Annotated in this window: 22 protein-coding genes and 1 pseudogene; 21 read left to right on the top strand and 2 right to left on the bottom strand. The window is 59.4% G+C overall.

Annotated elements, in window-relative coordinates; genetic code table 11:
- Position 1: 1 nt before the first annotated feature.
- The 7 genes from FPZ52_RS12560 to FPZ52_RS12530 all read left to right on the top strand — a co-directional run bounded on the left by FPZ52_RS12560 (position 2) and on the right by FPZ52_RS12530 (position 7480).
- Positions 2 to 964, top strand: coding sequence for an ABC transporter ATP-binding protein (locus tag FPZ52_RS12560; RefSeq protein WP_168201349.1), 963 nt, complete (start codon positions 2 to 4; stop codon positions 962 to 964).
- Positions 961 to 1947 carry an ABC transporter ATP-binding protein gene (locus FPZ52_RS12555; RefSeq protein ID WP_146365948.1) on the top strand — a complete coding sequence of 329 codons (987 nt, stop codon included), beginning with the start codon at positions 961 to 963 and terminating at the stop codon, positions 1945 to 1947. The genes FPZ52_RS12560 and FPZ52_RS12555 overlap by 4 nt, the downstream gene beginning before the upstream one ends.
- 23 nt (positions 1948 to 1970) lie before the next feature.
- Positions 1971 to 2975, top strand: coding sequence for a DUF6282 family protein (locus FPZ52_RS12550; RefSeq protein ID WP_146365947.1), 1005 nt, complete (start codon positions 1971 to 1973; stop codon positions 2973 to 2975).
- A 10-nt stretch (positions 2976 to 2985) separates the two neighbouring features.
- Positions 2986 to 3978, top strand: coding sequence for a DUF6282 family protein (locus FPZ52_RS12545; RefSeq protein ID WP_146365946.1), 993 nt, complete (start codon positions 2986 to 2988; stop codon positions 3976 to 3978).
- 2 nt (positions 3979 to 3980) lie between these two features.
- Positions 3981 to 4475 carry an amidohydrolase family protein gene (locus FPZ52_RS12540; RefSeq protein WP_168201348.1) on the top strand — a complete coding sequence of 165 codons (495 nt, stop codon included), beginning with the start codon at positions 3981 to 3983 and terminating at the stop codon, positions 4473 to 4475.
- Between the two features lie 117 nt (positions 4476 to 4592).
- Positions 4593 to 6845 carry a GAF domain-containing sensor histidine kinase gene (locus FPZ52_RS12535; protein WP_146365944.1) on the top strand — a complete coding sequence of 751 codons (2253 nt, stop codon included), beginning with the start codon at positions 4593 to 4595 and terminating at the stop codon, positions 6843 to 6845.
- Positions 6842 to 7480: a response regulator transcription factor gene (locus FPZ52_RS12530; RefSeq protein ID WP_146365943.1), complete on the top strand. Its 639-nt coding sequence runs from the start codon at positions 6842 to 6844 to the stop codon at positions 7478 to 7480. The genes FPZ52_RS12535 and FPZ52_RS12530 overlap by 4 nt, the downstream gene beginning before the upstream one ends.
- 325 nt (positions 7481 to 7805) lie before the next feature.
- Here FPZ52_RS12530 and FPZ52_RS12525 read toward each other — a convergent pair whose 3' ends face one another.
- Together FPZ52_RS12525 and FPZ52_RS12520 are read right to left on the bottom strand one after the other, a co-directional pair.
- Positions 7806 to 8393: an FMN-dependent NADH-azoreductase gene (locus FPZ52_RS12525; protein ID WP_146365942.1), complete on the bottom strand. Its 588-nt coding sequence runs from the start codon at positions 8391 to 8393 to the stop codon at positions 7806 to 7808.
- A 431-nt stretch (positions 8394 to 8824) separates the two neighbouring features.
- On the bottom strand, positions 8825 to 9589 hold the full coding sequence (locus FPZ52_RS12520; protein WP_146365941.1) for a DeoR/GlpR family DNA-binding transcription regulator: 765 nt from the start codon (positions 9587 to 9589) through the stop codon (positions 8825 to 8827).
- Positions 9590 to 9750: 161 nt separating this feature from the next.
- Here FPZ52_RS12520 and phnD point away from each other — a divergent pair, with 161 nt between their 5' ends.
- The 14 genes and pseudogenes from phnD to FPZ52_RS12450 all read left to right on the top strand — a co-directional run bounded on the left by phnD (position 9751) and on the right by FPZ52_RS12450 (position 25604).
- The gene (gene phnD / locus FPZ52_RS12515; protein ID WP_420851720.1) at positions 9751 to 10680 is read left to right on the top strand and encodes a phosphate/phosphite/phosphonate ABC transporter substrate-binding protein; all 930 of its coding nucleotides are present in this window, start codon (positions 9751 to 9753) and stop codon (positions 10678 to 10680) included.
- Between the two features lie 61 nt (positions 10681 to 10741).
- A complete protein-coding gene (phnC, locus tag FPZ52_RS12510; protein WP_146365939.1) occupies positions 10742 to 11524 on the top strand; it encodes a phosphonate ABC transporter ATP-binding protein in 783 nt (260 codons plus the stop codon).
- Complete coding sequence (phnE, locus tag FPZ52_RS12505; protein ID WP_146365938.1) at positions 11521 to 12309, top strand: phosphonate ABC transporter, permease protein PhnE; 789 nt, start codon at positions 11521 to 11523, stop codon at positions 12307 to 12309. The genes phnC and phnE (FPZ52_RS12505) overlap by 4 nt, the downstream gene beginning before the upstream one ends.
- Positions 12306 to 13109: a phosphonate ABC transporter, permease protein PhnE gene (gene phnE / locus FPZ52_RS12500; protein WP_146365937.1), complete on the top strand. Its 804-nt coding sequence runs from the start codon at positions 12306 to 12308 to the stop codon at positions 13107 to 13109. The genes phnE (FPZ52_RS12505) and phnE (FPZ52_RS12500) overlap by 4 nt, the downstream gene beginning before the upstream one ends.
- Positions 13110 to 13171: 62 nt before the next feature.
- Positions 13172 to 14017, top strand: a complete 846-nt coding sequence (locus FPZ52_RS12495; RefSeq protein WP_240804438.1) for an HAD-IIA family hydrolase — start codon at positions 13172 to 13174, stop codon at positions 14015 to 14017.
- 251 nt (positions 14018 to 14268) lie between these two features.
- Complete coding sequence (locus tag FPZ52_RS12490; protein WP_146365935.1) at positions 14269 to 15288, top strand: substrate-binding domain-containing protein; 1020 nt, start codon at positions 14269 to 14271, stop codon at positions 15286 to 15288.
- 51 nt (positions 15289 to 15339) lie between these two features.
- Positions 15340 to 16846, top strand: a pseudogene (locus tag FPZ52_RS12485) (sugar ABC transporter ATP-binding protein).
- 67 nt (positions 16847 to 16913) lie between these two features.
- The gene (locus FPZ52_RS12480) at positions 16914 to 17867 is read left to right on the top strand and encodes an ABC transporter permease (protein WP_240804467.1); all 954 of its coding nucleotides are present in this window, start codon (positions 16914 to 16916) and stop codon (positions 17865 to 17867) included.
- A 15-nt stretch (positions 17868 to 17882) separates the two neighbouring features.
- Positions 17883 to 18857: a sugar-binding transcriptional regulator gene (locus tag FPZ52_RS12475; protein ID WP_146365934.1), complete on the top strand. Its 975-nt coding sequence runs from the start codon at positions 17883 to 17885 to the stop codon at positions 18855 to 18857.
- Complete coding sequence (locus FPZ52_RS12470) at positions 18854 to 19855, top strand: aldo/keto reductase (RefSeq protein ID WP_146365933.1); 1002 nt, start codon at positions 18854 to 18856, stop codon at positions 19853 to 19855. Before FPZ52_RS12475 ends, FPZ52_RS12470 begins: the two co-directional genes overlap by 4 nt.
- A 65-nt stretch (positions 19856 to 19920) precedes the next feature.
- Entirely contained in the window at positions 19921 to 21642 is a 1722-nt protein-coding gene (locus FPZ52_RS12465; RefSeq protein WP_146365932.1) for a glycerol-3-phosphate dehydrogenase/oxidase, read from the top strand.
- A complete protein-coding gene (locus tag FPZ52_RS12460) occupies positions 21633 to 22475 on the top strand; it encodes a class I fructose-bisphosphate aldolase (protein ID WP_146365931.1) in 843 nt (280 codons plus the stop codon). Before FPZ52_RS12465 ends, FPZ52_RS12460 begins: the two co-directional genes overlap by 10 nt.
- Positions 22468 to 23991: an FGGY-family carbohydrate kinase gene (locus tag FPZ52_RS12455; protein ID WP_146365930.1), complete on the top strand. Its 1524-nt coding sequence runs from the start codon at positions 22468 to 22470 to the stop codon at positions 23989 to 23991. The genes FPZ52_RS12460 and FPZ52_RS12455 overlap by 8 nt, the downstream gene beginning before the upstream one ends.
- Positions 23988 to 25604, top strand: coding sequence for a GMC family oxidoreductase (locus tag FPZ52_RS12450; RefSeq protein ID WP_420851719.1), 1617 nt, complete (start codon positions 23988 to 23990; stop codon positions 25602 to 25604). The genes FPZ52_RS12455 and FPZ52_RS12450 overlap by 4 nt, the downstream gene beginning before the upstream one ends.
- The last annotated feature ends 27 nt before the right edge of the window (positions 25605 to 25631 follow it).

Raw genomic sequence — 25631 nt, 5'->3', positions numbered from 1 at the left:
CATGGCCGAACCGATGCTCACCATAGACGGTTTGTGCATCGACAGCACCCGCGGCGGCGAACGCCGGCGGATCGTCGATGGACTGTCACTCCGCGTGCATCCCGGCGAGGTCTACGGGCTGGTTGGCGAAAGCGGATCGGGAAAATCCATCTCGATGATGTCTTCCGTTGGCTTGGCGGCGCGGGGGCTGGATGTCGTGGCCGGCAGTGTTTCCATCGGGTCCACCCCGCTTCCTGCACGCGACCAGAAGGGGCTGCGCGGATCGCTGTCGCGCGGCGCATCGCTTCTGTTCCAGAATGCCAAAGGCGCGCTGAACCCCTATATGATGGTGGCTCGTCAGGTCGAGCGCGCACTGGGGAAGGCCGGACGAGGCAGGGACCGCCGCGCCGAGGTCGAGGAACTGTTCCGCGTCGTCGGGTTGAGCTACCACGACCACGGCCGAAAATACCCTCATCAGATCAGCGGGGGCCAGGCGCAGCGCGTGGCCATGGCATGCGCGCTCGCCACGAAGCCGCGCCTGCTCATTGCCGACGAACCGACGACCGCGCTCGACGTAACCACAGAGGGGGAGTTGCTGCGGTTTCTCACCGGCATGTGCCGCGAACGTGGCATGGCGCTGGTGCTGATCGCGCACAACCTGTCCCTTGTATCGGTTTATTGCGACCGTATCTCGATCATGCATGCGGGTCAGCTCGTCGAGACAGGCAAACGGTCACTGCTGTTCAAAAACCCCCTTCATCCCTACACGCAAGGACTGATCGCGGCAGTCCCGGACGTCGACAATCCCCATGAACTGGTGCCGCTCAAAGGCAGCGTCTGGGGCGGCCCGGCACGGGCGGCGCGTTGCCGGTTCTCGCATCGCTGTCCACAGGCCCAGCCGATCTGCAACACCGCCCGACCACCCTCGATACGGCGAGGCGATCAAAGCGTGCAGTGTGTTCTCTACGACGAGGTGAGCAAATGAATATGGACCCTGTGCTCTCCGTTCGGCAGGTTTCGCGCTTGTTCAACAATCCCGACGACCCCGAGGCGATCAGTGTTGGCGCGCGTGACGTGAGCTTGGATATCTCTGCCGGTGAGACAGTGGGCCTCATCGGCGAAAGCGGCTGCGGCAAAAGCACGTTGGCGCGTTGCCTTGTCGGATTGGACCGCCCCGAAACGGGAGAGATCCTGATCGGACACCGCAATCTGACCAATCTCAATGGTCGTGATCTGCGCCGGTTTCGCAAGAACACCCAGATCGTGTTCCAACGACCGGAAACCTGCCTGAACCCGCGTATGAGCGTTCGACAGTTCGTGACGCAGCCACTGCGAAATTTTGCCGTTGTGCCGCGTCGTGAAGAAGCGGCGCGGATCGAAAAGCTTGCACGGCTGGTCGGCCTGGATCCGTCTATGTTGGACCGCTTCCCCCGCCAGCTATCGGGTGGCGAACGCCAACGGGTAGCCATCATGCGGGCGCTCGCTTGTGAACCCAAGGTGGTGGTGCTGGACGAACCGACCTCGGCGCTGGATGTATCGGTTCAGGCCCAGGTGCTTCGCACGCTCAAACAGCTACGTGAAGAAACAGGCACAGCCTTTCTCTTCATCAGCCATGACATAGCGGTTGTACGTTACATGTGCGAACGCGTGATCGTGATGTACCTGGGCAGTATCGTCGAAGAGGGCCCCGCCGAGCGCGTCCTGACGTCACCGGCGCACCCGTATACGCAGGCCTTGCTGGACGCGTCCCCCCGCATCCATCCACTGGAGCGTGACCCTGTGGCCCTTCACGGAGAACTTGTGCTGGGAAACGTGCGCCCCGGGGAGTGCCCCATGAGGGCGCGCTGTCCATTCGCGCATGAACGCTGTGTCACCGACCCTCCCAGAACGTCGGTAGGGCAGGATCACTTTGCAACTTGCTGGCTCGCGCAGGATCGCGCCGCCGGGAAAACACGACCAACCCCATGACAACGAAAGGAAACTGTGGTCCGATGATACACGAGAACTTCTATGACCGGTCGATGGATCTGCCCTCCGAATTGCTCGTGGGTGCCATTGACAGCCATGTCCATGCCGGGCCTGTCCTGCGCTCGAACCCCGGGCATCAGGACCCATTCGAAGTGGCGGTTGAAGCACGCGATGCGGGCATGCGTTCCATCGTCTATTACGACGTGTTCGGCTGGGCGTCCGGCACGGCGTGGATGGTGAACCGCCATGTTCCCGGCATTCGGACTTTTGGTGGGTACCTGATGAATTCCTGCCATGGCGGGCTGAATCCACGCTCGGTCAGAACGGCGCTCTACATGGAACAAGGCTGCTGTTTCATCAGCTTCGGTTCGCACTGCACCGAATTCTCCGCAAGCAGGGAATCGACGATCATCGATGGCGAACTCGTTCCACTGAAGGATGCATTTCCGAAATTTGCCGCAGAAGAAATACCACGTTCAGTCAGGATTCCGGTCGATGGACCGATTTCAGACGATCTGGCCGAAATTCTGGAGATGATCGCCGCCCATCCCGATGTTTACCTCAATACCGGCCATGTCTCCGGCCCAGAGGTTCTCAGGCTGCTGGACCTGGCTGAAGAGTTCGGCATCCAGAAGGTTCTGATCGCTCATCCCGCCCGCCAGCAACTGAGCGTAGAACAGCAAAAGGACGCCGCGCGGCGCGGTGTGTTTCTTGAAGGGTGCCTCGTGGACTGGCTCTATCCGCATGCCCCGCGCACACATTACTACGTCGAAAAGGAATACATGGATCGCAGCGGCGACATGCCACGCAAACGCCCGACCGCGTCGCAGTGGATGGCCGATATCCGTGAAGTCGGCCCGGAACATTTCGTGTTGGCAACGGATTACGGCATTCGCGCGGCCTCGACCCCGGTTCAGGGGATGCGAACACTGATCACGACCTTGCTGGATTATGAATTCACGCCCGAGGAAATCCGCACCATGACCGCTCACAACCCGGCGCGCCTGCTTGGCCTCGAGCCGGAATAGGAGGCACGGGATGGCAACTTACGAACCCTTCTACGGACGCACGATGGAACTGCCCGACGAATTGCTCGTCGGCGCAATCGACAGTCACGTTCACGCGGGGCCGGTGCTTCGGTCCAATCCCGGTCATTTCGACCCGATACAGGTTGCACAGATGGCGCGGGATGCGGGGCTGCGGAGCATCCTGTACTACGATGTATTCGGATGGGCTTCGGGCACGGCCTGGATGGTCAACCGCTACATGAAGGATTTCCGGACCTATGGCGGCTACCTGATGAACTCCTGTCATGACGGGATGAACCCGCGCGCTGTGCGCACTGCACTGAATCTCGGCGATGGGTGTCGGATGATCAGTTTCGGATCGCACTGCACACACCATTCGGCGATGGCGGAGTCGGCGTTCGTCGATGGCGAACTCGTGCCGTTCAAGGATGCCATCCCCGGCTTCCGGGAAAGGGAGCTGGAGCGCGCCATCCGCATTCCACTCGACGGTCCGGTGCCTGATGCGCTCAAGGAGATCCTGGACATGGTGGCCGAGCGGCCCGAGGTCTATCTGAACACCGGTCACGTGTCAGGCCCCGAGGCCCTGCGGATCGTCGAACTGGCACAGGCGGCGGGGATCGAAAAAGTGCTTGTCGCGCACCCTGCCCGGACGCTCCTGTCAGTTGACGAACAAAAATCTCTGGCTCAGAAAGGTGTGTTTCTCGAAGCCTGTGCTGTTGACTTCGGCGGCCCAGCGATGCCGCATACACATTACTACGTCGAACGGGAACTGATGGATATGCATTCCGTCGTACACGGCAAGGCTATGCGATGGTTACAGGGAATCCGCGATGTCGGCCCGGAGCAGTTCGTCCTTGCAACCGATTACGGCATTCGCGTCCTCCCCTCGCCGATCGAAGGGATGCGGATGATGATCTCGATGCTGCTGTATTTCGGTTTCTCCATCGAAGAAGTGCGACTGATGACGGCCACTAACCCCGCGCGGTTGATCGGGATGGAATGATCATGGCCAGCGCCGACACCTATCTGCGCAACACCAGGCTGATGTCCGACGACAGGATTTTTTCGGGCAGCCCGCTGATGGACGACGGCACTACCGTCGAGATGCCCCTCAACGCCGTACCGCCGACGGTTAATACACAGGCGCTGGCCCTGAAAGTCAGGCCAGACCAAAGCCTCGTCGATTACATGCTCTGGGGCTGGATTTCGGACCTCCAGTCGGTGCTGTCCGCGATGTTGACCGAAGGTGTAGTGCGACACGGTCTCTCGCTACCCTATCTTGCCGGGATGATAAGCACCAGCCCGGCCAGGATCATGGGGATATATCCGCGTATGGGAACCGCCCGTCCCGGAAGCGATGCGGATTTGGTCATCGTGGACCCAGACTGCGCGTTTTGTCTTCGCGTGTCTGATCTTCAATACCGCAACGCACACAGCGCCTATGTCGGAAAAGAGTGCGCAGGTAAGGTCGCCAGAACTTTCCGGCGTGGACAAACTTAGTTCAAGGATGGCAGGCTTTCTGAGACGCCTGATCTGGGACAGTTCATATCAGGGCCGCATGAAACTAATGGGCTGCGAACAACAGAACATGGATGAACAACACAATCGCATAGGCCAATGGGCCTAGTTATCACGGAAACCGAACTGCCTGAAGGGACACTGGCCGCGCACCCTCGTTTTCGCGATGACGATGAGGGCCTTCACGCCTCACGCCTTCAGCGGATCGGCGCCGTCGGTCTGGAAGAGGCTGAACGCTCAGGTTTGACAGCACGGCTGGACCGGGCCTTGCGTGTCGCCGGTGCTAGCTGGGGGGCGCTGGTGCTTGGCAGCGGGCGCGCCAGCCAACTGACTATCAGAGGTCCGGCTCCCGATAGCATGCGCCGACTTCTCACGGATCTGAGATCCTCACTGGGCAACTTCGCACCAGAGGTTGTTCGCAAACGGGCTCTGGCAAGTGGCGACAAATTGGTCGTCGCACCATTGCTGTCGATCGAGGCTCAAGTCGGAGCACTCATCATTGCGATACCTCGTGCGGCTGGCTCTACCGAGAATGCCGCTGAATTGGCTGAACTCGCGGCAGATGATCTGGTGGGCTTTCTCGATGTGGCGAGTCACGCGCGCCAGATCGCGCATATACGGGGACATTTGTCGCTGATCCATCAACTCGGTCAGCAGATGACGACCATTCATGACCGCAGTCTGTTGTTTCGCGAAATCACACGGCTGATCCGGCAATCCCTGGGCTACGAACACATCCAGTTGCTGCTGACGGACGACGACACAAGCCGCGTCGAACTTGCGCATGCGGACGGCCCGTATGCGGAGAAGCTCGCCGTTGCGGGATGCTCGGCCACCCTGGGCCACGGGATCATCGGTCGGGTGGCACAGTCGGGACGGCTGTGGAACTCGCCCGATGTGCGCAGCGATGCTCATTTCGCGCCCAACAGCCTTCTGCCGGATACACGATCCGAGCTGGCCCTGCCCCTGCGTCTTGGTCAACGCGTGATTGGTGTGCTGGACATTCAAAGCGACATCTACAGCGCATTTCCCCGCGAGGATGTGGTCCTGCTACAGACGATCGCAGATCAGATCGCTCCCGCCATCGAACAGCACCGGTTGTTTGCCGCCGAGCGGCGCGAGCGGGAGCTGTCGGATACACTGGCCGACGTGTCGCGTATCATTTCCTCAAAGCTGGAGCAGGATCATGTGCTCGGCGCGGTGTTGCGCGAACTGCGCCGCGTCGTGCCCTACCGCGGCAGCCGCGTCACCCTGCAGGGCGAGGACGGTCTGATGCGCGCCGTTGCTGCAGTGGGCTTTCCCGACAACGCGCGGGTGATGAGTCACAGCTTCGCGCCGAATTCCGCCCCTCTGTCGCGCCCCGTGATCGAACAGCACGAAACACTTGTAATCCAAGACGTGCGGCGCGAAAAGCAATGGTCGTGGCATCCCGGCACCGAACAGATCGTGTCATGGCTCGCCGTGCCGCTGGTTCACGGGCGTGATTGCGTCGGGTGGCTCTGCGTGGACTGGCCCGAACCGGATTTCTTTACGGCAGACCATGCGCGCATACTCAGGGCCTTCTCGGAGCAGGCCGTTGTGGCCATAGAAAACGCCCGCCTGTTCGAGCGCGCGCGCCACCTGAGCAGCGGCCTGGAACGCGAGGTTGCGCAGCGCACCCGACAATTGGAACTTGCCCATCAGGATATCAGTGCCAAGGCCGAAGAACTGCGCCTGCTCTGCCGCCGCTTGGTGCAGATACAGGAATCCGAACGCCAACGTATTGCCTATGAGCTACACGACAGCGTGGCCCAGTCGATCCTGGCGGCGACATACCAGCTACAAAGCATTCGCCGGCGTGTCGGCGAGGATCCCAAGCTGGAGCAGAGGATTCTGGAGTGCCAAAAGACGCTTGACGACTCTCATCACGAAATGAAGCAGATCATCTACGCGCTGCGTCCAACCCTGCTGGACGAGATGGGCCTCGTAGCTGCGCTGGACAATCATACCTCCGCAATCAGGCGGCATGTCGGGATCGACCTGTCCTTCGACGTCCGGGGCACGCCGGTGACGCTCGCGCCGGAGGTCGAGCTGGCCATCTACCGGATCGTGCAGGAGGCGTGCCAGAACTGCGTTCGCCATTCCGGCGCCGCGCATCTCGGGGTGGCAATCGATTTCAACAACAACGAGTTGCAGGTGAGCGTCGCGGATGACGGGCGTGGTTTCGTCGAAGACACCGACGAACCGGGCCTCGGACTGGTTGGTATGCGAGAACGATCGCGTTCCGTCGGGGGCGAGCTGATCCTCGAAACCAGACCCGGCCGAGGAACCAAAATTGTCTTTACACTCAGCCCGGAGAGCACTGCAGCATGACCATTCGCGCCATGATCATTGATGATCATCAGATCTTTCGTCAGGGCGTGCGCAGCGTCCTGGAGGACGAAGGCGATATTACCGTCATTGCCGAGGCCGCCAATGCCGCGGAGGCGCTGGAGCTTGCTCCTCGCATGCGTCCCGATGTGGTAACCGTCGATATCCGGTTGGGCGGGCTAGATGGCATTCAACTCGTGCGACGGCTGAAGAGCCTGCCTTCGCCACCGGGATGCGTGGTACTGTCGACCTACGAGGACAAGGAATACCTTCTCGGTGCCTTGGCGGCGCAGGCCGACGCCTACCTGCTGAAGTCCAATTCCTACGAAACGCTGGCATCCGCCATTCGCGCCGTGCACCGCGGCGAACGCACACTGTCGCATGAACTGATCGCAACCATGATGGAAGAATACCGCCGCGTTGCCACGCAGCAGATCCGCCGTGACAGTGGTCTTAGTCCACGTGACGTACAAATGCTGCGCATTCTGGCGGCGGGGGGAAGATCACAAGACATCGCAGATCAATTGGCCATGACAGAAATCACGGTCAAACGCCGGGTCCAGGAAATCACCTTGAAATTGGATGCCGCCAACAGGGTACAGGCCGTCGCAGAGGCGATCCGACGCGGTGTGATATAAACTTGGATAAGAGGAATGCAGTGAGCAAACGATGACCGCTTGCTTGGGGGACGTACCATTTGCACGGTTTGTTCCAGCTTTCGGAGCAGTCGATCGAAATTTCCACTGCGACGCGACAAGCCATCGTGCGACGATTGAACCACGTGTGGCATAATTAACAAATCGTTCCGGGCCCCCGAACCTGTCGGGCACAATCGCTTCCGCTGCTTCGCCCTACACCGTCATCGACGCCGCCGATTATCGCCGCGGGCCAGCCGCATGAGAGGTCAGGAAACACCCCACATGCGGATTATGTGTCAGCCCGAATCCTTGGCCCCTGTGCCAATCAGGCTGCGATCTTGTCCAACGCAGTCCGGGCGCGTGCCAGTCCGGCATCCCGGTCAAAGGCAAGACCGTCGGCCGGAACGAACTCGACATCCGTGATGCCTATGAACCCCAGCATGTGACGGATATAGCCGGACGCAAAATCCAGTTCAGAGCCGATCGGAGTACCCGCGGCGGCATAGGCGACAATCGCGCGTTTGCCTTTCATCAGCCCTTCGGGACCTTCGGCCGTATAGCGGAAGCTGATGCCAGCCCGTGCGATCTGGTCGAACCAGTTCTTCAACTGCGCCGTAAGCGTGAAATTGTAGATCGGCAAACCAATCACCAACACATCGGCGTCTTTCACTTCCGCCAAGAAACGATCCGAAACGTCGATCAGCGCTTGTTGATCGGCTGTCGGGGTCTCCGGCGATTGGCGGACAGCGTGAAACCAGTCATTATCGATGGCAGGCACGCCCTCGGCAAGGTCGCGGTAAGTCACGGTGGCGTCACGACGCCCGGCCTTGAGCTTCGCGACTATTTCGGCGGTAAGCAGACGCGACACCGACGCATCTCCGGTAATTGCGCTATCTATGTGAAGGATATTCATGGCGTGTTCTCATCTTTGAATTTCCAGCCACGATCTAGGTTGTCGCGGCGAAAACAGAAAGGTCGATACGAGCGCAGCCTGTGTGCAACAGTGCACATGAAGTATGGCAAGAAGGGGATCTTGCCCCCTGCTTCTGCCGCAGCCCATCGCAGAAGCAGGCGTTGCGGCTTTCGTAGTATCCATTGCCCCCTGTGATCCTCGCTCGACGTTGGTGGTCTTGGCGCCGCCGCTGCCGATCCAGTCCCGGACGTGCATGCACAACAAACTTCGGACCGTAGCATGTCCGGAAGGAGCGCCGCAGAGAGCTCATCGCCCCCTGCGTAGTCCTTATGTGACGCAGCGAGTGGCCATTGTCGGGTCTCCGGCCTAAATAGTGGTTTTGCACAAGCACACCGCTGAGGAGACCGGCCATGGCCGCCTGCCAATCGGGATCAGGGTCTTGTCACCAGTATTTCCGCACCCCGTTCAATCCATGCTGTATTCAACGTGCGAGGTGGGGCCTTATCCAAACAAAGCGTCATACCGGGCCGAGGCGCTGCGACTCTATCCAGATGTGCTCGGCCAAACTTGCTGTGATCCAGCAAGAACACAGCTCGCTCCGAGGCCTGGATCATTGCGCGCTTGACCGGGGCAAATCCGGGCACCGTTTCGCTAATTCCGTCCTCATTCAATGCGGAGGCACCGAGAACACATAGCGAGACATTGTGGCGAAACACGAAGTCCACGGTTTCCGGCCCGATAGCTGCCGCCTCACTCGCCAGAAAGTCACCGGGACAGATCTTTACATCGATCTTGGGCGATTGACCCGCAACAGCCGCCACTTGCAAACTGTTTGTTAGAATGCGAAGCCGCTTGCCCGAACTCGCAATTTGCCGAGCGAACGCAAGTGTCGACGAGCCGGCATCAACCATCAGCGTATCGCCATCTGACACAATCGTTTCCGCCAGCGCAGCCACCTGCTCGCGTTCGTCAACGCGTTCCAGCTTGCGTTGGTCAAGAGTTGGCCAGCCACCCGGTGCCAGCGGCGAGGCACCGCCATAGGCCCGTTCGAGCATCCCCGCCTCACTGAGGCTTTTCAGGTCTCGCCGGATCGTTTCGGTCGACACACCGAAGCGCGCCGCCAGTTCATTTGCCCGGACATGGGGTTTCCACCGTAATTCGTCCAGTATCCGATCCTGTCGATCTGCTTTCCGCATCGCCCTGCCCTCTGCATGGTTGCAGCTTATCTCAGCTTTGTCGCATTTATGTTGCAAGAACCACAAAAGAATGTTGTTGTTTGCAACATATTCCTAGGGAGGAGGAACCAATGCTGCATTGCACGAATCTCTTCGGCACAACGATACTTGCAACGCTCGCCATGGCCGGCACCGCGCTGGCGCAGGACTGCGCTGAGCGTGGACAACTGGATGCGATGTATTGTGACGCTGACGGCGACTTGGTGGCGGACGCCCCCAGCGACGAAAGCGAACTGGATGATCCCGGCACGCTGGTCTTTGCGTATACGCCGGTCGAGGATCCCGCGATCTACGAAGACATATGGAACCCCTTCATTGAGCATCTCGAAGAGGTCACCGGTAAAGACGTGCAGTTTTTCGCCGTTCAGTCGAATTCTGCCGAAGTCGAGGCAATGCGGTCAGGCCGCCTGCATATCGCCGGTTTCTCGACAGGTCCGACACCTTTCGCGGTGAACCTTGCGGGCGCGGTGCCATTCGCCTTGATGGGGTCTGACGACGGTCGCTTCGGCTACACGCTGCAAGTTTATACGCAAGCCGACAGTGATATTCAGGAGATGCCCGATCTGGCAGGCAAGCGCATCGCGCACACGTCGCCCACGTCGAATTCGGGCAACCTTGCCCCGCGCGCCCTGTTCCCTGCGCTCGGTGTGACGCCGGATGAGGACTACGAGGTCACCTATTCCGGCTCGCACGATCAATCGATGCTGGGTGTTGTTGCCGGCGACTACGACGCGGCACCGGTGGCATCCGAGGTCGTCGATCGCATGGCCGAACGCGGTCTGTATGATCCCGAAGAAGTGCGTATCATCTGGGAAAGCGATCCTTTCCCGACAACGTCATACGCCTACGCCCACAACCTCACTCCCGAGTTGAAAGAAAAGATTGAGGAAGCCTTCTTCAGCTTCGATTTCACCGGAACAGCGCTTGGCGAAGAATTCACCGGTGTCAGCAAATTCATCCCCATCACATATCAGGACCAATGGGCGGTGATCCGCGAAATCCAGAAAGCCAACGGCGTTGAATACACGCCCGAAGGTTTGGCTGCCGAGTAACCGGTCAACACAACTGTCGAAGGCCCGGTCCATTGGGCCGGGCCTTTCTGCGGAGGAATGAATGCTTCAGATCACAGATCTGGTGAAACGCTATGGAAGTGGCGATCCGGTCCTGAAAAACCTTGATCTCACGGTCGAAGGCGAAAGCGTTGTCTCGATTATCGGCTCATCCGGCGCCGGCAAGAGCACGCTGCTGCGCTGCATCAACAAGCTGGTCGAGCCAACCTCGGGGTCAATCGAACTGAACGGTCTGGAATTGACCGGTCTGCACGGCAGCCGCCTGCGCGAAGCACGGCGTCGCATCGGCATGGTATTCCAGGGCTTCAACCTTGTGGACCGGCTAACGGTGATGGAGAATGTCCAATCGGGTCGGTTGGGATATATCTCCACATGGGCGGCGGTGACCCGCAGATATCCCAAGGAGGACATTCGCCGCGCATACGAACTTATGGAACGCGTCGGCATCGCGCATTACGCGAACAAGCGTGCCGATGAATTGTCCGGCGGCGAACGCCAGCGCGTCGGTGTCGTTCGTGCGTTGATGCAGAAGCCGGAAATCCTGTTGGCCGACGAACCCACCGCGTCGCTTGATCCCAAAACCTCTGAACAGATCATGGCGCTCCTGCGCGATCTGGCGCGTGAACTGTCACTGCCGGTTCTGATCAACATTCACAACGTCAACGAAGCCAAGCAATACACCGACCGCATCGTCGGAATGCGCTATGGCCGGATCATCTTCGATGGCTTGCCGGGCGAACTGGACGAAGATGCGATGGAGAAGATCTATTCCGGCAGTCCGGCAGCCGATCGCGCCACCGCCGAACCCGCCAGGCAGGCGTCATGAGCCGCCCCGACACATGGCGCAGGCCCCCCTTCATCGCCAACCCTGTGCTGCGGTGGACGGTCTATCTTGGTCTCTCCGCCTACATCATCTGGACAGTGGCAACCCTGCCGATCAATTGGGAGCGCGTCACCGAGGGCGTTGTCCGCGCTCAACGCATCTTCAACGGGGCCTTCCCGCCCAGTTTCGAACGCAGCGGCCTGTTGATTGACGGGTTTCTGGAAAGCCTGAAAATCGCCATCCTCGCGACTTTTGGGGGTGTACTTCTGTCGATCCCCATCGCTTTCATGGCCGCAAGGAACATCGCACCTTTGCCAATCTATTACTTCGGTCGTGCGATCATCATCATTGCCCGCAGCTTCCATCCTGTGATCGTCGCGATCATCTTCGTGAAAGCGGTCGGGTTCGGCCCCCTCGCCGGTGTGCTGACACTGATCGTTTATTCCATCGGCTTTGTCGCCAAGATGCTGGCCGAGCGGATCGAGGAGATCGATTTCGGCCAGGTCGAAGCGCTGCGCGCTGCGGGCGCACCGTTCCTGTCCACGCTGGTTTATGCGATCTTCCCGCAGATCCTGCCCCGACAGGTCGGGCTGACGATTTATCAACTGGACAGCAATCTGCGTGCCTCGGCAGTCGTGGGTATTGTCGGTGCAGGCGGCATCGGCTCGACGCTGGCGAACGCCTTCGGGCGCTACGATTATGACTTCGCGTTGGCCATCACCATGGTCATTGTCGGCGCAATCCTCATCAGCGAGGCCGTCAGCGGCCAGATCAGGAAACGGATATGACGCTTTCGGATTTGAGACGCGACGACTGGGCCCGTTTTACCCCGCGCCAGCGCATGATGCGCTACGCGGCATTTCTGGCCACCGGGCTGGTTATTGCATGGGCGATCACCTCGATTGATGTGATCTGGCCATGGGTCTGGGACGCGCCACAGCAAATGGGTGATCTGTTCGCCCGGATGTATCCGCCGGACCCCGAAAACCTGCCCTCGATCCTAGCGGTGCTGTGGGAAACGGTGAATATCGCCACAATAGCCACCTTCTTCGCGGTGTTCATATCGCTGCCGGTTGCTTGGCTCGCTGCGCAGAACACAACACCCAACCGCGCAACGCTTTGGCTCGGGCGTTTCATTCTGGTATCATCGCGTTCGATCAACACCATCATCTGGGCGCTTCTCTTCGTTGCCATCTTCGGGCCCGGCGTCGTGGCTGGGATCGTCGCAATCATGTTCCGCTCCATCGGCTTCATCGGCAAGCTGCTTGGCGAAGCCATCGAGGAAATTGACCCTCGCCCGGTGGAAGCGTTAGAGGCCACCGGCGCATCCCGATTCAAGGTCATCGCCTATGCCATCGTGCCGCAAATCATGCCGACCTTTTGGGCCGTTGCTATCTTGCGATGGGACATCAACCTGCGCGAATCCACGGTTCTCGGCCTCGTCGGCGCGGGGGGGATCGGGATCATCCTGCAGGGAGCGATAGACACCTTCAACTGGCCCGAAGCCGCGACGGTTCTGCTGGCAATCCTTGCGCTTGTCGTGGTCGGCGAGATCGTGTCCGCCCTACTGCGCCGCCGCCTTCTGTAATGGACGCCATTTCATCAAGCAGTTCCTGGGCTTTTGAGCGATATCAGCAAGTGCGCCCACGATTGCCGAATTGCTCCCGTGCGGGCAAAGCCATATGGGCACCGAACCTTGCCGCGATTGCAGCCCCTTACGATGCCATTTTCCTTGATGCCTATGGCGTGTTGAATGTGGGCGAAGCCGCGATACCCGGTTCGATAGACGCAATTGCTACGCTTCGTCGTCTGGGCAAATTGGTGATGGTCGTGTCCAACTCGGCAGGCTACCCCAAGGCGGTCATGATGGCGCGATATCAGCGGCTCGGGTTCGACTTCCAGCCAGATGAGGTCACATCAAGCAGGGAAGCACTGATTCAGGCGATAGCAGAGCAGGAGCTAACCGATTTCGCCATGATTCTGGGTGAAGAGCACCCGTTCGACGACTTCGTCAGCGCCCCCCTTTTACTTGCCGATGATCCTGCGCACTATGATGCTGCGCGGGGATTCTTGCTTATCGGCTCCCAGGGTTGGACCGAACATCGTCAAGCACTGCTTGAAGCCACACTCCGTCGACACCCGCGTCATGTTCTCGTTGGCAACCCGGATATCGTCGCCCCGCGCGAGAATGGCCTGTCGCTGGAACCGGGTTACTTTGCACACAGAGTTGCGGACAATACCCCAGTTTGCCCACGATTTCTCGGAAAGCCCTTCCCCGAGATTTTTCGACTTGCCCTTGGCCGTTTGCCCCATCCGTTTGATCCATCCAGGGTGCTGATGGTGGGGGACACCCTGCACACCGATGTTCTGGGTGGCCAGAATATGGGATTCGCAACTGCTTTGGTCACAAACCACGGATCACTCAAGGACATGGATATCGACCGCGCCCTGAACTTATCCGGGATCGTCCCCGACTACATCCTGCCTGCAATCTAAGCTTACGCCGCGATCCTGCTGTCGAGGAACCGGGCTGGTCCTGTCAAATCGACCCGGACGGTTTTGTCGTTCAGATTTGTTCTATCCGCTCAATTGCGAAATATATTTCTTTTTATGGAATATATTGACAGAAGAGATCGAACTCGCAAAGCTGTGTGCAGGTTACCGAAGGAGGATCGGTGCCTCACCGGACGGCTGTGACCACACAGCTTCCCCAACAAACCGATGGCCAAGCGCCACAGGGAGGAATTATGAAAACGCTCGCGACAGCACTCGCGGGTGCGGCCTTCGCCGCATCTGCTATCCCCGCTCATGCCAATGGCTCGCCATTCCAGTGCGAACCGGGCGAAACCTATGTGATGAATGTCATGGTGTCCGGGGTCGAATACTGGTTCCCCGTCTATGAGATGTTCAAACAGGCCGCCCAGCAATTTGGCTGTGAAACCGAATATACCGGCACCCCGGCCTATGATGTGAACCAGCAGCTCGCAAGCTTCGAGCAGGTTCTGGCCAAGAAGCCCGCAGGCATCATGGTTCATCCGATGAACTCGGACCCGTTTATCGAACCAATCAACCGTGCCGTCGATCAGGGCATCCCGGTCGTGACCTTTGCCGCAGATTCCCCGAACTCCAAACGTGTTTCCTACATCACATCCGACAACACGCGTGAGGGGACGTTCGTCGCCGATGCGATTGCCGAAGCCATGGGTGGCGAGGGACAATATGCCGTGCTGGAAAACCCGGGTCAGGACAACCACGACCTGCGCATTTCAGCCTTCATCAACCGGATGGAAGAGAATTGGCCGGATATGGAGCTCGTTGCGCGGGCCGCATCCAACCAGGACCCCAACAAGGCCTATAATGCGACACTGTCGATGATCCAGGCCCATCCGGAGCTTGACGCGATCTGGATGCCCGAAGCCAACTCTGCTCTGGGTGCAGCCCAAGCGGTTCAGGAAAGCGGCAAGGACATCAAGATCGCGAATGCCGATGTGAACGGCAAGATCCTCGACATGATCAAGGAAGGCCAGATTTTCGCGGCTGTGAACCCCAACCAGGGCGCGCAAGGATACTGGGGCTTCATGCTTCTGTGGATGGCCGCGCACCCTGAACTGATCGATCCGATGAACGATCATGCAAGATCGGGCTTCAACCCGATGGGTATCCCGGTGCTGGACAACGGCTTTTCGATCATCACTGCCGACAATGCTGATGATTTTTACTGGGACGCGTATCTGGAGCGTCGTGGAACAAAGGGCATCAACGAGTAAGAAGGGTTCGGGGTGTGGCTTACGCCGCACCCCACCCGTCGGAGATATGAGATGACCAGCCCCTACGTTCTGGAACTTGACGGCATCGCCAAGAGCTTCGGCCCGGTGCGTGCGCTCGACGGTGTCAACTTCCGCCTGCGCCCGGGAGAGATCCACGCACTGGCCGGAGAAAACGGCGCCGGTAAATCCACCCTTATGAAAGTGGTCGACGGGATCGTGCAAGCCGATCAGGGACGCATGCTGCTTGATGGTTCCGAAGCGCGTTTCACCTCGCCTTTGGAGGCACAAAAAGCCGGTATCGGATTCGTGCATCAGGAAATTGCACTGTGTCCCGACGCGACGGTCGCCGAAAATGTCTGCATGGCGAAAATCAACGCGTCGCGCAGCTTTTTCGTGAACTACCGAAAGGTCCGTCAGGACGCGATGAAGGTCCTGCATCTGCTGGCCGATATCGATCCGGACGCAATGCTTGGTGACTTGAGCATCTCGAACCAGCAGGTGGTCGAAATCGCGAAAGCCCTCACGCTGGACTGCCGAATCCTCATCATGGATGAACCGACCGCCGCGCTCACCGAACGGGAAACCGATGCTCTGTTCCGCATCATGTACCAATTGAAGAAACGCGGGATTGCGATCATCTTCATATCGCACCGCATGGCCGAAGTTTTCGAACACTGCGACCACGTGACCGTCATGCGCGACGGCCGCTATGTGATGGACAGCCCCGTGACCGACACGACACCTGAGCAGATCGTCAACGCGCTCGTCGGTCGGGAAATGACTCATATGTATCCGCGAAAGCTCGCGGGTCCGGCGGGAAACGCTATTCTGACGGTGGATCGCGTATCGGATGGGCAGCGCGTCTTCGATGCCAGCTTCACCTTGTGCAAAGGCGAAATCCTGGGAATCGCGGGCCTGATCGGTGCGGGGCGTTCAGAACTGGTGCAGACCGTCTGCGGCTTGCGAAAGCGCGTATCTGGTGACGTAGCACTCAATGGCCAGTCGCTTTCCCCCCGAAGTTACAGCGATGCCGTCGATAGCGGCCTTGTCTACCTGTCCGAGGATCGAAAGGGCGCAGGGGTATTTCTTGATCTGTCGATCGCGCAGAACGTGTCGGCGCTGAAGCTGCCGCAGGTTTCCACGCCGCTTGGAATGATGGATCGCAAGAAAGAAGTATGTCAGGCCAAGCGCTTGACGGATGATCTTAATTTGAAATCGGGTGGAATGGACGATCCTGTATCCTCTCTGTCTGGTGGCAATCAGCAAAAAGTGGGCGATTGCCAAGCTGCTGACGGCGGAGCCGGATGTCATTATCCTTGATGAACCCACACGCGGCGTCGATGTGGGCGCAAAAAGTGAAATCCACGCCCTGCTTCGCCGCTTTGCCGATCAGGGTGTCGGGGTGATCGTGGTGTCGTCCGAACTGCCCGAGGTGATCGGGTTGTGCGACCGCGTTCTGGTGATGTGCGAAGGGCGGATTACCGGACAGGTTGAAGGCGACCGACTGACCGAAGAAAACATTATCGCGCTGGCCTCCGGGCTGGACCGCGCAAGCTAGGGGTTCCGAAATGACGGACCAGACTGCGAACCAAGATTTATCCACGAGCGAGGCGAAAGGGCATCTGATGGCAGGCTTCCTGAAGCGCATGATCCGGATGCGGGAATTCGCGCTGATCGTGATCATTCTCGCGCTTTGCATCGGCATGAGCTTCGCGTCGCCCTATTTCCTGACAGAAGGAAACATGCGCGCCGTGCTGTTGTCCTTCTCCACCGAAGGGATTGTCGTGGTCGGCATGACGATCTTGCTGATCTCGGGTGGCATCGATCTGTCGGTGGGGTCTGTCATGGCGCTGACGATGGCTGTGGCTGGCAAATTGTTCCTGATGGGCGTCGATCCATGGCTCGCGAGCATCATCGGCATCGCGTCGGCTTCCATGATCGGCGTGATCATGAGCTTCTTCGTCACGCGTGTCGGCCTGCATTACTTCATTGTCAGCCTTGCCTTTCTGGGTATCGCGCGCGGCATGACTTTGGTGGTCACGCAAGGCACGCCACTGTCGCTGTTCTCGCTTCCGCCATCGTTCAAGTTTATCGGACAGGGCAGCATCTACGGCATTCCCTTCGTCGTGATCCTGTTCTTCGCGATCGTCATCATCGCCGACTTCCTGCTGCGCCGCGCGACCATGTTCCGCCGGGTTTATTACACCGGCAGCAACGAAAAAGCGGCTGAGTATTCCGGTATCCGCACGAACCGTGTGAAAGCGGGGGCGATCATCCTTTGCTCCACGCTGACGGGGCTCGCCGGGGTAATCTTCATGTCGAAATTCGGCGCGGCGACACCGCAATTCGGCGTCGGGATGGAACTGAACGTGATCGCGGCGGCCGTCATAGGCGGGGCAAGCCTGACGGGCGGGTCCGGGTCGGTTCTGGGTGCCATCCTGGGCATCGCGCTCTTGTCGCTGGTAACGTCCAGCCTGCAACTTCTGGATGTCCCCGTGTTCTGGCAAGATGCGATCAAGGGCGGTATCCTTTTGGCGGCCGTTACCGTCGATCACCTCGTCCATACGCGCAAACGGTAGGGTCAGGCGAGAACGATGGTTAAAGCACGTCACATGACCGAATTCGAGAATGCCCGCATGATGCATCAGGCCCTGGTCATGCATTTCCTGGAAGAGCGCGCGCAAAAGGACATCGCCGAGGCGCTTGGGGTGTCGCACGCAACGGTCAACCGTCTGATCAAACGCGGTCGGCAGCTCGGTCTGGTCGAGATCCGCATCAAGTCGCCGGTCGATCACGTGGTTGACCTTGAAGCGTCGCTGCAAGCGATTGGCGGGGTCGGAAAGGTCATCGTGACCCCGACCGTGTCCGAACATCCGCAAACGATCAGCAACGCCGTTGGACTAGCTGCAGCCCGTTACCTGATCGAAACCATGCCGGATCAGGGCACGCTTTGTCTGACAGGTGGCAAAGGGGTTACCTCGCTGGTCGGTGCGATGGAGGCGCAGAGAAAGCCTATCGACATCTACCCGGCGACCGGTCTGGTGCAGGGTGCGCATTACACGGATGTGAATTTCATTGCCGGGCAGCTGGCAGAGAAACTCGGGGGGCGTGCCTATCAGATCCATGCGCCGCTGTTCGCCGAAACCCCCGAGATCCGCGATACATTGATGGGTATGAATTCCGTCAGCGCAGTGTTCGATCGCGCCCGCGCCGCCGATGTCGCGGTGGTCGGCATCGGGTCGATCCTGAGCGAGGATTCGAGCTATTACGACCTGCACCCGCTTACCGAGACCGACCGCCGTGAAATCGAGGCCAGCGGTGCGCAGTCGGAGCTTCTGGCGCATCTTCTCGACGTTGCAGGTCAGCCCTGCGGGTTTGCCCTGAACGACACATTGGTCGGGCTGTCGCTCGACGATTTTCACCGCATCCCGGTTCGTATCGGGATTGCATCGGGCGCGCATAAGGCTGCGCCCATCCTGAGCGTACTGCGTGGCGGGCATCTGAGCACCCTTGTGACGGATGAAGCCACCGCGCGCAAAATCATCGAACTTGCAGGAGAGCCTTCATGAGCACCTCACAGATCGCAGAAATGGCCACACGGCCCATCGGTAAATCCGGAATCGAGGCCTCTGTCGTGGGGTTGGGCACCTGGGCCATTGGCGGCTGGATGTGGGGCGGAACGGATGAGGCGGATTCAATCGCCGCGATTCAGGCCTCCATCGACGAGGGCGTATCGCTGATCGACACCGCTCCCGCCTATGGCATGGGGCGGTCCGAAGAAATCGTTGGCCAGGCCATCAAGGGGCGGCGTGAAAAAGTCGTTCTGGCGACCAAATGCGGGTTGGTCTGGCATACGCAGAAGGGCAATCATTTCTTCGATCAGCAGGATAAGCCTGTTCATCGCTACCTGGGTGCGGACTCGATTGTTCATGAGGTCGAACAGAGCCTGCGCAGGCTCGGCACGGATTACCTGGATCTTTACATCACACATTGGCAGGACCCGACCACGCCGATTGAAGAGACGTTGGAGGCACTGACGAAGCTGAAGTCGGACGGGAAAATCCGGGCCATCGGGGCAAGCAATGTCAGCGCCGATGATCTAAACGCCTATGTCGCGGCTGGGCAGCTGGACGCGATTCAGGAACAGTTCAACATGGTCCATCGCGACATCGAGACGACGCTTCTGCCGATCTGTGCACAGCACGATGTTGCGACGCTCAGCTATTCGTCGCTCGCGCTGGGGCTTCTGTCCGGTAAGATCGGGCCGGAGCGGACGTTCGAAGGCGATGATCTTCGCAAAGGCGACCCGCGTTTCAGCGTCGAAAACCGCCAGAAGGTGGCGCGCATGGTTGCCGACATTCAGCCCATCGCGGACGCCCACCACGCAAGCATTGCCCAGATCGTCATCGCGTGGACCTTGGCGCAGCCCGGTATCACCTTGGCCCTTTGCGGCGCGAGGAACCCAAAGCAGGCGATCGAGAATGCGAGGGCCGGCATGATCCGACTGACAAAGGATGACATCGCAGCGATTTCTGCCGCGGCCGACACACATCTCGCAGGCATCTAGCGCCCGCATATCCATTTGAGAGAATTTGAAAGGCGTCGGTGCCCGCACCGGCGAACGGTAGCCCCATGGCCAATTCCCGTGCCGAGATTATCGCGGATCTGATCCGGACACCGCAGGTGGATGTGCTCGTCATAGGCGGCGGGATCAACGGGATCGGCACCTATCGCGAACTGGCCCTGCAGGGTGTCAGAGTGCGGTTGGTCGAGCGCGGTGACTTTTGCGGGGCGTGCAGTTCAGCGCCGTCGCGCATGATCCATGGTGGCTTGCGCTATCTTGAAAACGGCGAGTTCGATCTGGTGCGGGAATCCCTGCGCGAACGGGATGCTCTTCTCAGGAATGTCCCACACATGGTGCGGCCCCTGCCGACGACCGTTCCCATCCGCAAGGTGTTTTCCGGTCTTCTCAACGGTGCGCTCGGCTTCGTTGGAGGAAAGCGCAAACCGTCGGAACGTGGCGCGCTGACGATAAAGGCAGGCCTGAGCTTGTATGACCTGTTCACCCGCAGGCGGCGCGCCCTGCCCCGCCACAGCTTCACCGGCACCCGCGCGACCCGCCAGCGCTGGCCCCGGTTGAATGCAAAAATGCGGTTCACCGCCACGTATCACGATGCATGGATCAGCCATCCCGAAAGGCTGGGTGTCGAGATGATCCGCGACTGTGAAGAATGTGACGACGCCGCCGCGCTGAACTACGCAGAAGTGGCACGCGATCCGTCCGGGGCCTTCACCATTCGCGACAAGGAAAGCAAGCAATCCGTGTCGATCCTGCCCAAGGTCGTGATCAACGCAACCGGTGCCTGGGTTGACGAGACCAATGCCGGGTTGATGAAGGGCGATACGCCGCCGAAATTCGTCGGAGGCACGAAGGGATCGCACCTGATCCTGGATCATCCCGCGCTGCTGGCGGAACTGGGCGGTCACATGATCTATTTCGAGAACATAGACGGGCGTGTCTGCATCATGTTCCCCTATCTCGGTAAGGTTCTGGTGGGGTCGACCGACATTCGGGTGAATGACCTGGACGATGTGCGATGCGAAGACGATGAAGTCGATTACATCCTGAATTCGCTTGCCTATGTCTTTCCTTCGGTCGAGGTGAGGCCGGACCAGATCGTCTATCGCTACAGCGGCGTGCGCCCGCTGCCCCGCAGCGATGACAGCTTCACGGGTCGCATCAGCCGCGATCATTTCACCCGTAACATCGGGGGTACGCCGCCCATGCTGACGATGGTTGGGGGCAAATGGACGACATTCCGGGCCTTCGGCCAGCAATCTGCCGATATGACCCTGGACCTCTTGGGGCATGCCCGCCGCCTGGATACGCTGGCCCAACCGATCGGCGGCGGTGCGAATTTCAACGCGAAGGCGATGCTTCAGACGCTACGGATCGATCATGGGGTTTCTACCTCGCGCGCGGAACACCTGCTGGGTCACTACGGCAGCACTGCGACGCGGGTTGCCGAGTTTTGCTCTCGCGATCAAGACGACCGGGCGCTTTCTTGCCTGACCGAATACACGACGGGCGAGCTTCGTTACCTCATCCGGCACGAATATGTGCGGCATCTGGACGACCTGCTGCAGCGGCGCTGTTCACTTGCGATCACCGGTGTCCTGTCCAGGGAAATGATCGACACGGCATCCGGCATACTGGCGCATGAACTGGGATGGTCTGAAGCGGAAGCGCAGGCTGAAATAACAGATTTTCTTGCCCTGCTTGATCGAAAGCACGGGCTGGGCATCGAAACACTGACCAAACGCGATACTTCAGGGAGGAAGAAATGCGCATAAGCCCCAAAGCACGCATGAACAGGCTGTTCAACACTGGCGGCTGCCTAGACGTGGCGATTGACCACGGCGTCTGCAATGAGTCGAGCTTCATGAACGGTCTGGAAGACATCGGCGGCGTTGTCGACCAATTGATCGCAGCCAAGCCGGACGCAATCCAGATGAATTACGGGCAGGCCGATCTGCTGCAGTCCCGGCCCGAGCGAGACAAGCCCGCGCTGGTGATGCGTATCGACATGGGCAACCCGTATAATGATCAACGTCACCGGGTAATGTGGTCACAGCTTCAGAACGCGGAAGAGCCGATCATCGGAGCGCTTGAGATGGACGCGGCCTGCGTCGTCGTTAACCTGTTCATGTTGCCCGATGAACCGGAGTTGTTCCGGCAGTGCGTGGAAAACATATCGCGCACCCGCGCCGCGTGTTCCAAATACGGGATGCCATTGATGATCGAACCGCTCGTCATGCTGCCCAATGACGTGCGTGGGGGCTACCAGGTGGATGGCGACGCAGACAAGATCGTGACACTTGTGCGTCTTGCCGCGGAAATGGGCGCGGACATCATCAAGGCCGATCCGACCGATGACGCTGAAGACTTCCACCGGGTGATTGAAGCCGCACGTGTGCCCGTACTCGTCCGTGGCGGTGGCAAAGCCGATTTGAAAGCCGTTTTTGACAAATCGGCGGCTCTCATGGCGCAAGGCGCTCAAGGGATGGTTTATGGCCGCAACATCTACCAGCACGACAATCCCAGCAAAGTCGTGCGCGCATTGATGGGTATAATCCATGACGGAGCAAGCGGCGACGCAGCATGGGAGCTGTATAGCCATGGGTGACAAGGGCGCGTATCTTCTGGGCCTCGATGCCGGAAATACAGTAATCAAGGCTGTTCTGTTCGATTTGGACGGAATGCAGATCGCGTCCAGTGCAATGGATGGGCAATCCCACACGCCCCATCCCGGGCATGTCGAGCGAGACCTGAACGAGTTGTGGCGCAACGCGGCCAAAGTCATTCGCAACTGCGTGGAAACTGCGGGCGTCGATGCATCGGATATCGTGAGCATCGGTTGCGCGGGACATGGGAACGGATTGTATCTGCTGGATCGCGCGGACGCCCCGCTGCTGGGTATCCAGTCATTGGACACGCGCGCGTCGCAGCTTGCGTCCGGGCTTGATCGCACCACCGGTCCGGCGCTTCGTTCGATTTGTCTTCAGAACCCGTGGCCGTCACAGACGCCCACCCTTCTGGCATGGGTAAAACAGAACCGCCCGGAGCTGTATGCACAGATCGGAACGGCGTTCATGTGCAAGGATTTCATCGCCTACCAGCTTACCGGCCGACGGGTGTCCGACGTGTCCGACATGAGCGGCGCAGGGATGCTGAAGCTCCCCGAAGGCCGCTATGACGATGATCTCCTCGGGCTTTACGGACTTGACGACGCCAGAGCCATGTTGCCCGATCTCGCGCAACCGACAGAGGTCATCGGGCGGATCTCCGCCAAGGCCGCTGCACAGACAGGGCTGACCAAGGGCACGCCTGTCGTTGGTGGGTTGTTCGACGTGATTGCCAGCGCGCTCGGGTCGGGCGCAGCAAAGCTCGGCCAAGCCTCGATCATCGCGGGAACATGGAGCATCAACCAGGTCATTACCGATGCGCCAGTTGTGGACGATCGCATCTTCATGACCTCAGTCTTCGGTCCCAATCGGTTTATGGCCATCGAATCCAGCGCGACGTCAGCGGCAAATCTCGAATGGTTCGTGCGCGAACTGATCGAACGCGGGCATCATCATGACAACCCGTTCGGTCAGTGCAACGATACGCTACTTGGCGTCGTGCCTATGCTGGACGATCCGCTCTATCATCCGTACCTCTACGGGTCCGCCCTTGGCGCGGAGATGCGGGCGGGTTTTTACGGTATCGCCGGCTGGCATCGCGAGGGGCACCTTCTTCGCGCCCTGTTCGAGGGGGTTACTTTCGAACATCTGCGTCACGTCGCGTCGCTGCGCCGCGCGGGAGTGAGCTTCGATGCTGCCATTCTTTCAGGTGGTGGGTCCCGAAGCCCCGTCTGGCCACAAATGTTCGCGGATATTCTGGAGCTGCCCGTGACAACCGCCGTTTGCCAGGAAACCGGCGCCTTGGGAGCGGCGATCGCGGCAGGCATCGGGATCGGTTGCTTCGAAGGGTTCGAGGAAGGTTCGGCACGCATGACCAACCCCAAACAGCACTTTACGCCTGACCCGACGATGGCGCAGCATTACCGGACACGCGCCGAACTGTTCGCGGATCTGACCCAAGCCATGATGCCGGTTTGGACGCGCATGCACGAGTTGAAGGAAACAGCCCAGGCATGACGACGATGATCGAAGGGGAATACGACTATATCATCGTCGGCGCGGGTACGGCGGGATGCGTTCTTGCCAACCGTCTGACTGAAGATCCGTCAGTGCGTGTGCTGTTGCTGGAGGCAGGCGGCAAGGACAATTACCACTGGATTCATGTTCCGGTGGGGTATCTGTTCTGCATGGGCAATCCGCGCACCGACTGGATGATGACAACCGCGCCGGAGCCGGAGTTGAACGGCAGATCACTGGCCTATCCACGCGGCAAGGTTTTGGGTGGCTGTTCGTCGATCAACGGCATGATCTACATGCGCGGACAGTCTGCCGATTACGACAGCTGGCGGCAGATGGGAAATGCTGGCTGGGGCTGGGATGATGTCTTGCCCTATTTCAAGAAATCTGAAGACAGCTATCGCGGCGGGTCCGATCTTCACGGGACGGGCGGTGAATGGAAAGTTTCGCGGCAGAGGCTGAAATGGGACATTCTGGACGCATTTCGCGATGCGGCCGAAGAATTCGGTATCCCGCGCAGCGGCGACTTTAATGACGGCAGCAACGAAGGATCGGGCTATTTCGATGTCAACCAGAGCAAAGGTATCCGGTGGAGCGCCGCCAAGGGCTTCCTGCGACCCGCATTGAAACGGCCGAATTTGCGCCTCGTGACTGGTGCCTTAACCAAACGGGTTCTGTTTGACGGGAACCACGTGAATCGCGTCGAATTCACGATGGGCGCGGAGACACATATCGCAAAAGCCAGGCGCGAAGTTCTGCTGGCGTCCGGCGCGGTCAACTCTCCGAAGCTGCTGGAACTGTCGGGGATCGGCGATCCCGAAATACTTGGGAAGCATGGTATAGAAGTACGCCATGCCTTACCCGGTGTCGGAAGCAACCTTCAGGACCATCTTCAGATCCGAACGGTGTTTCGCGTCTCCGGCGCGCTGACTCTCAACCAGGTCGCCAACTCGGTCGCGGGCAAGATGCGCATGGGGTTGCAATACCTCGTCAGTCGGACCGGGCCGCTGTCCATGGCGCCTAGCCAACTTGGGATTTTCTCGCGCAGTTCACCTGACGTCGCGACGCCGGATCTGGAGTATCATGTTCAGCCGCTTTCAACGGACAAGCTCGGCGATCCGCTACATCCCTATCCCGCGATCACCGTATCGGTATGCAATCTGCGCCCCGAAAGCCGCGGTACGTGCCATCTGGCCAGTGCCGATCCTGACAGCCCGCCCGACATTCGGCTGAATTACCTGTCTGCGGAACGAGACCGGCAGATCGCGTTGGCCTCTGTTCAGCAGGCGCGGCAGATCATGGGAGCCAAAGCGCTTGCGCGCTACGCCCCCGAAGAGATCCTGCCCGGCCCTTCCCTGTCAAAACCCGATCAGATTATGACGTCGATCGGTGATATCGCGACAACGATCTTCCATCCGGTGGGCACATGCAAGATGGGGCAAGATGATCGTGCTGTCGTAGATGAGCGTCTCAAGGTGCGCGGCATCAGCGGCCTGCGTGTGGTCGATGCGTCTATCATGCCAAACATCGTGTCAGGTAACACCGCCTCTCCGGTCGTGATGATCGCCGAGAAAGCAAGCGATATGATCAAATGGCCTAAGGTTCAGAGATAAGGCGACAACGAGCAGGACACCCAAAAG

Origin of the sequence: Qingshengfaniella alkalisoli (genome assembly GCF_007855645.1) — a bacterium.
Classification (GTDB): domain Bacteria; phylum Pseudomonadota; class Alphaproteobacteria; order Rhodobacterales; family Rhodobacteraceae; genus Qingshengfaniella; species Qingshengfaniella alkalisoli.
This window is presented reverse-complemented; position numbering and strand designations above follow the sequence as displayed.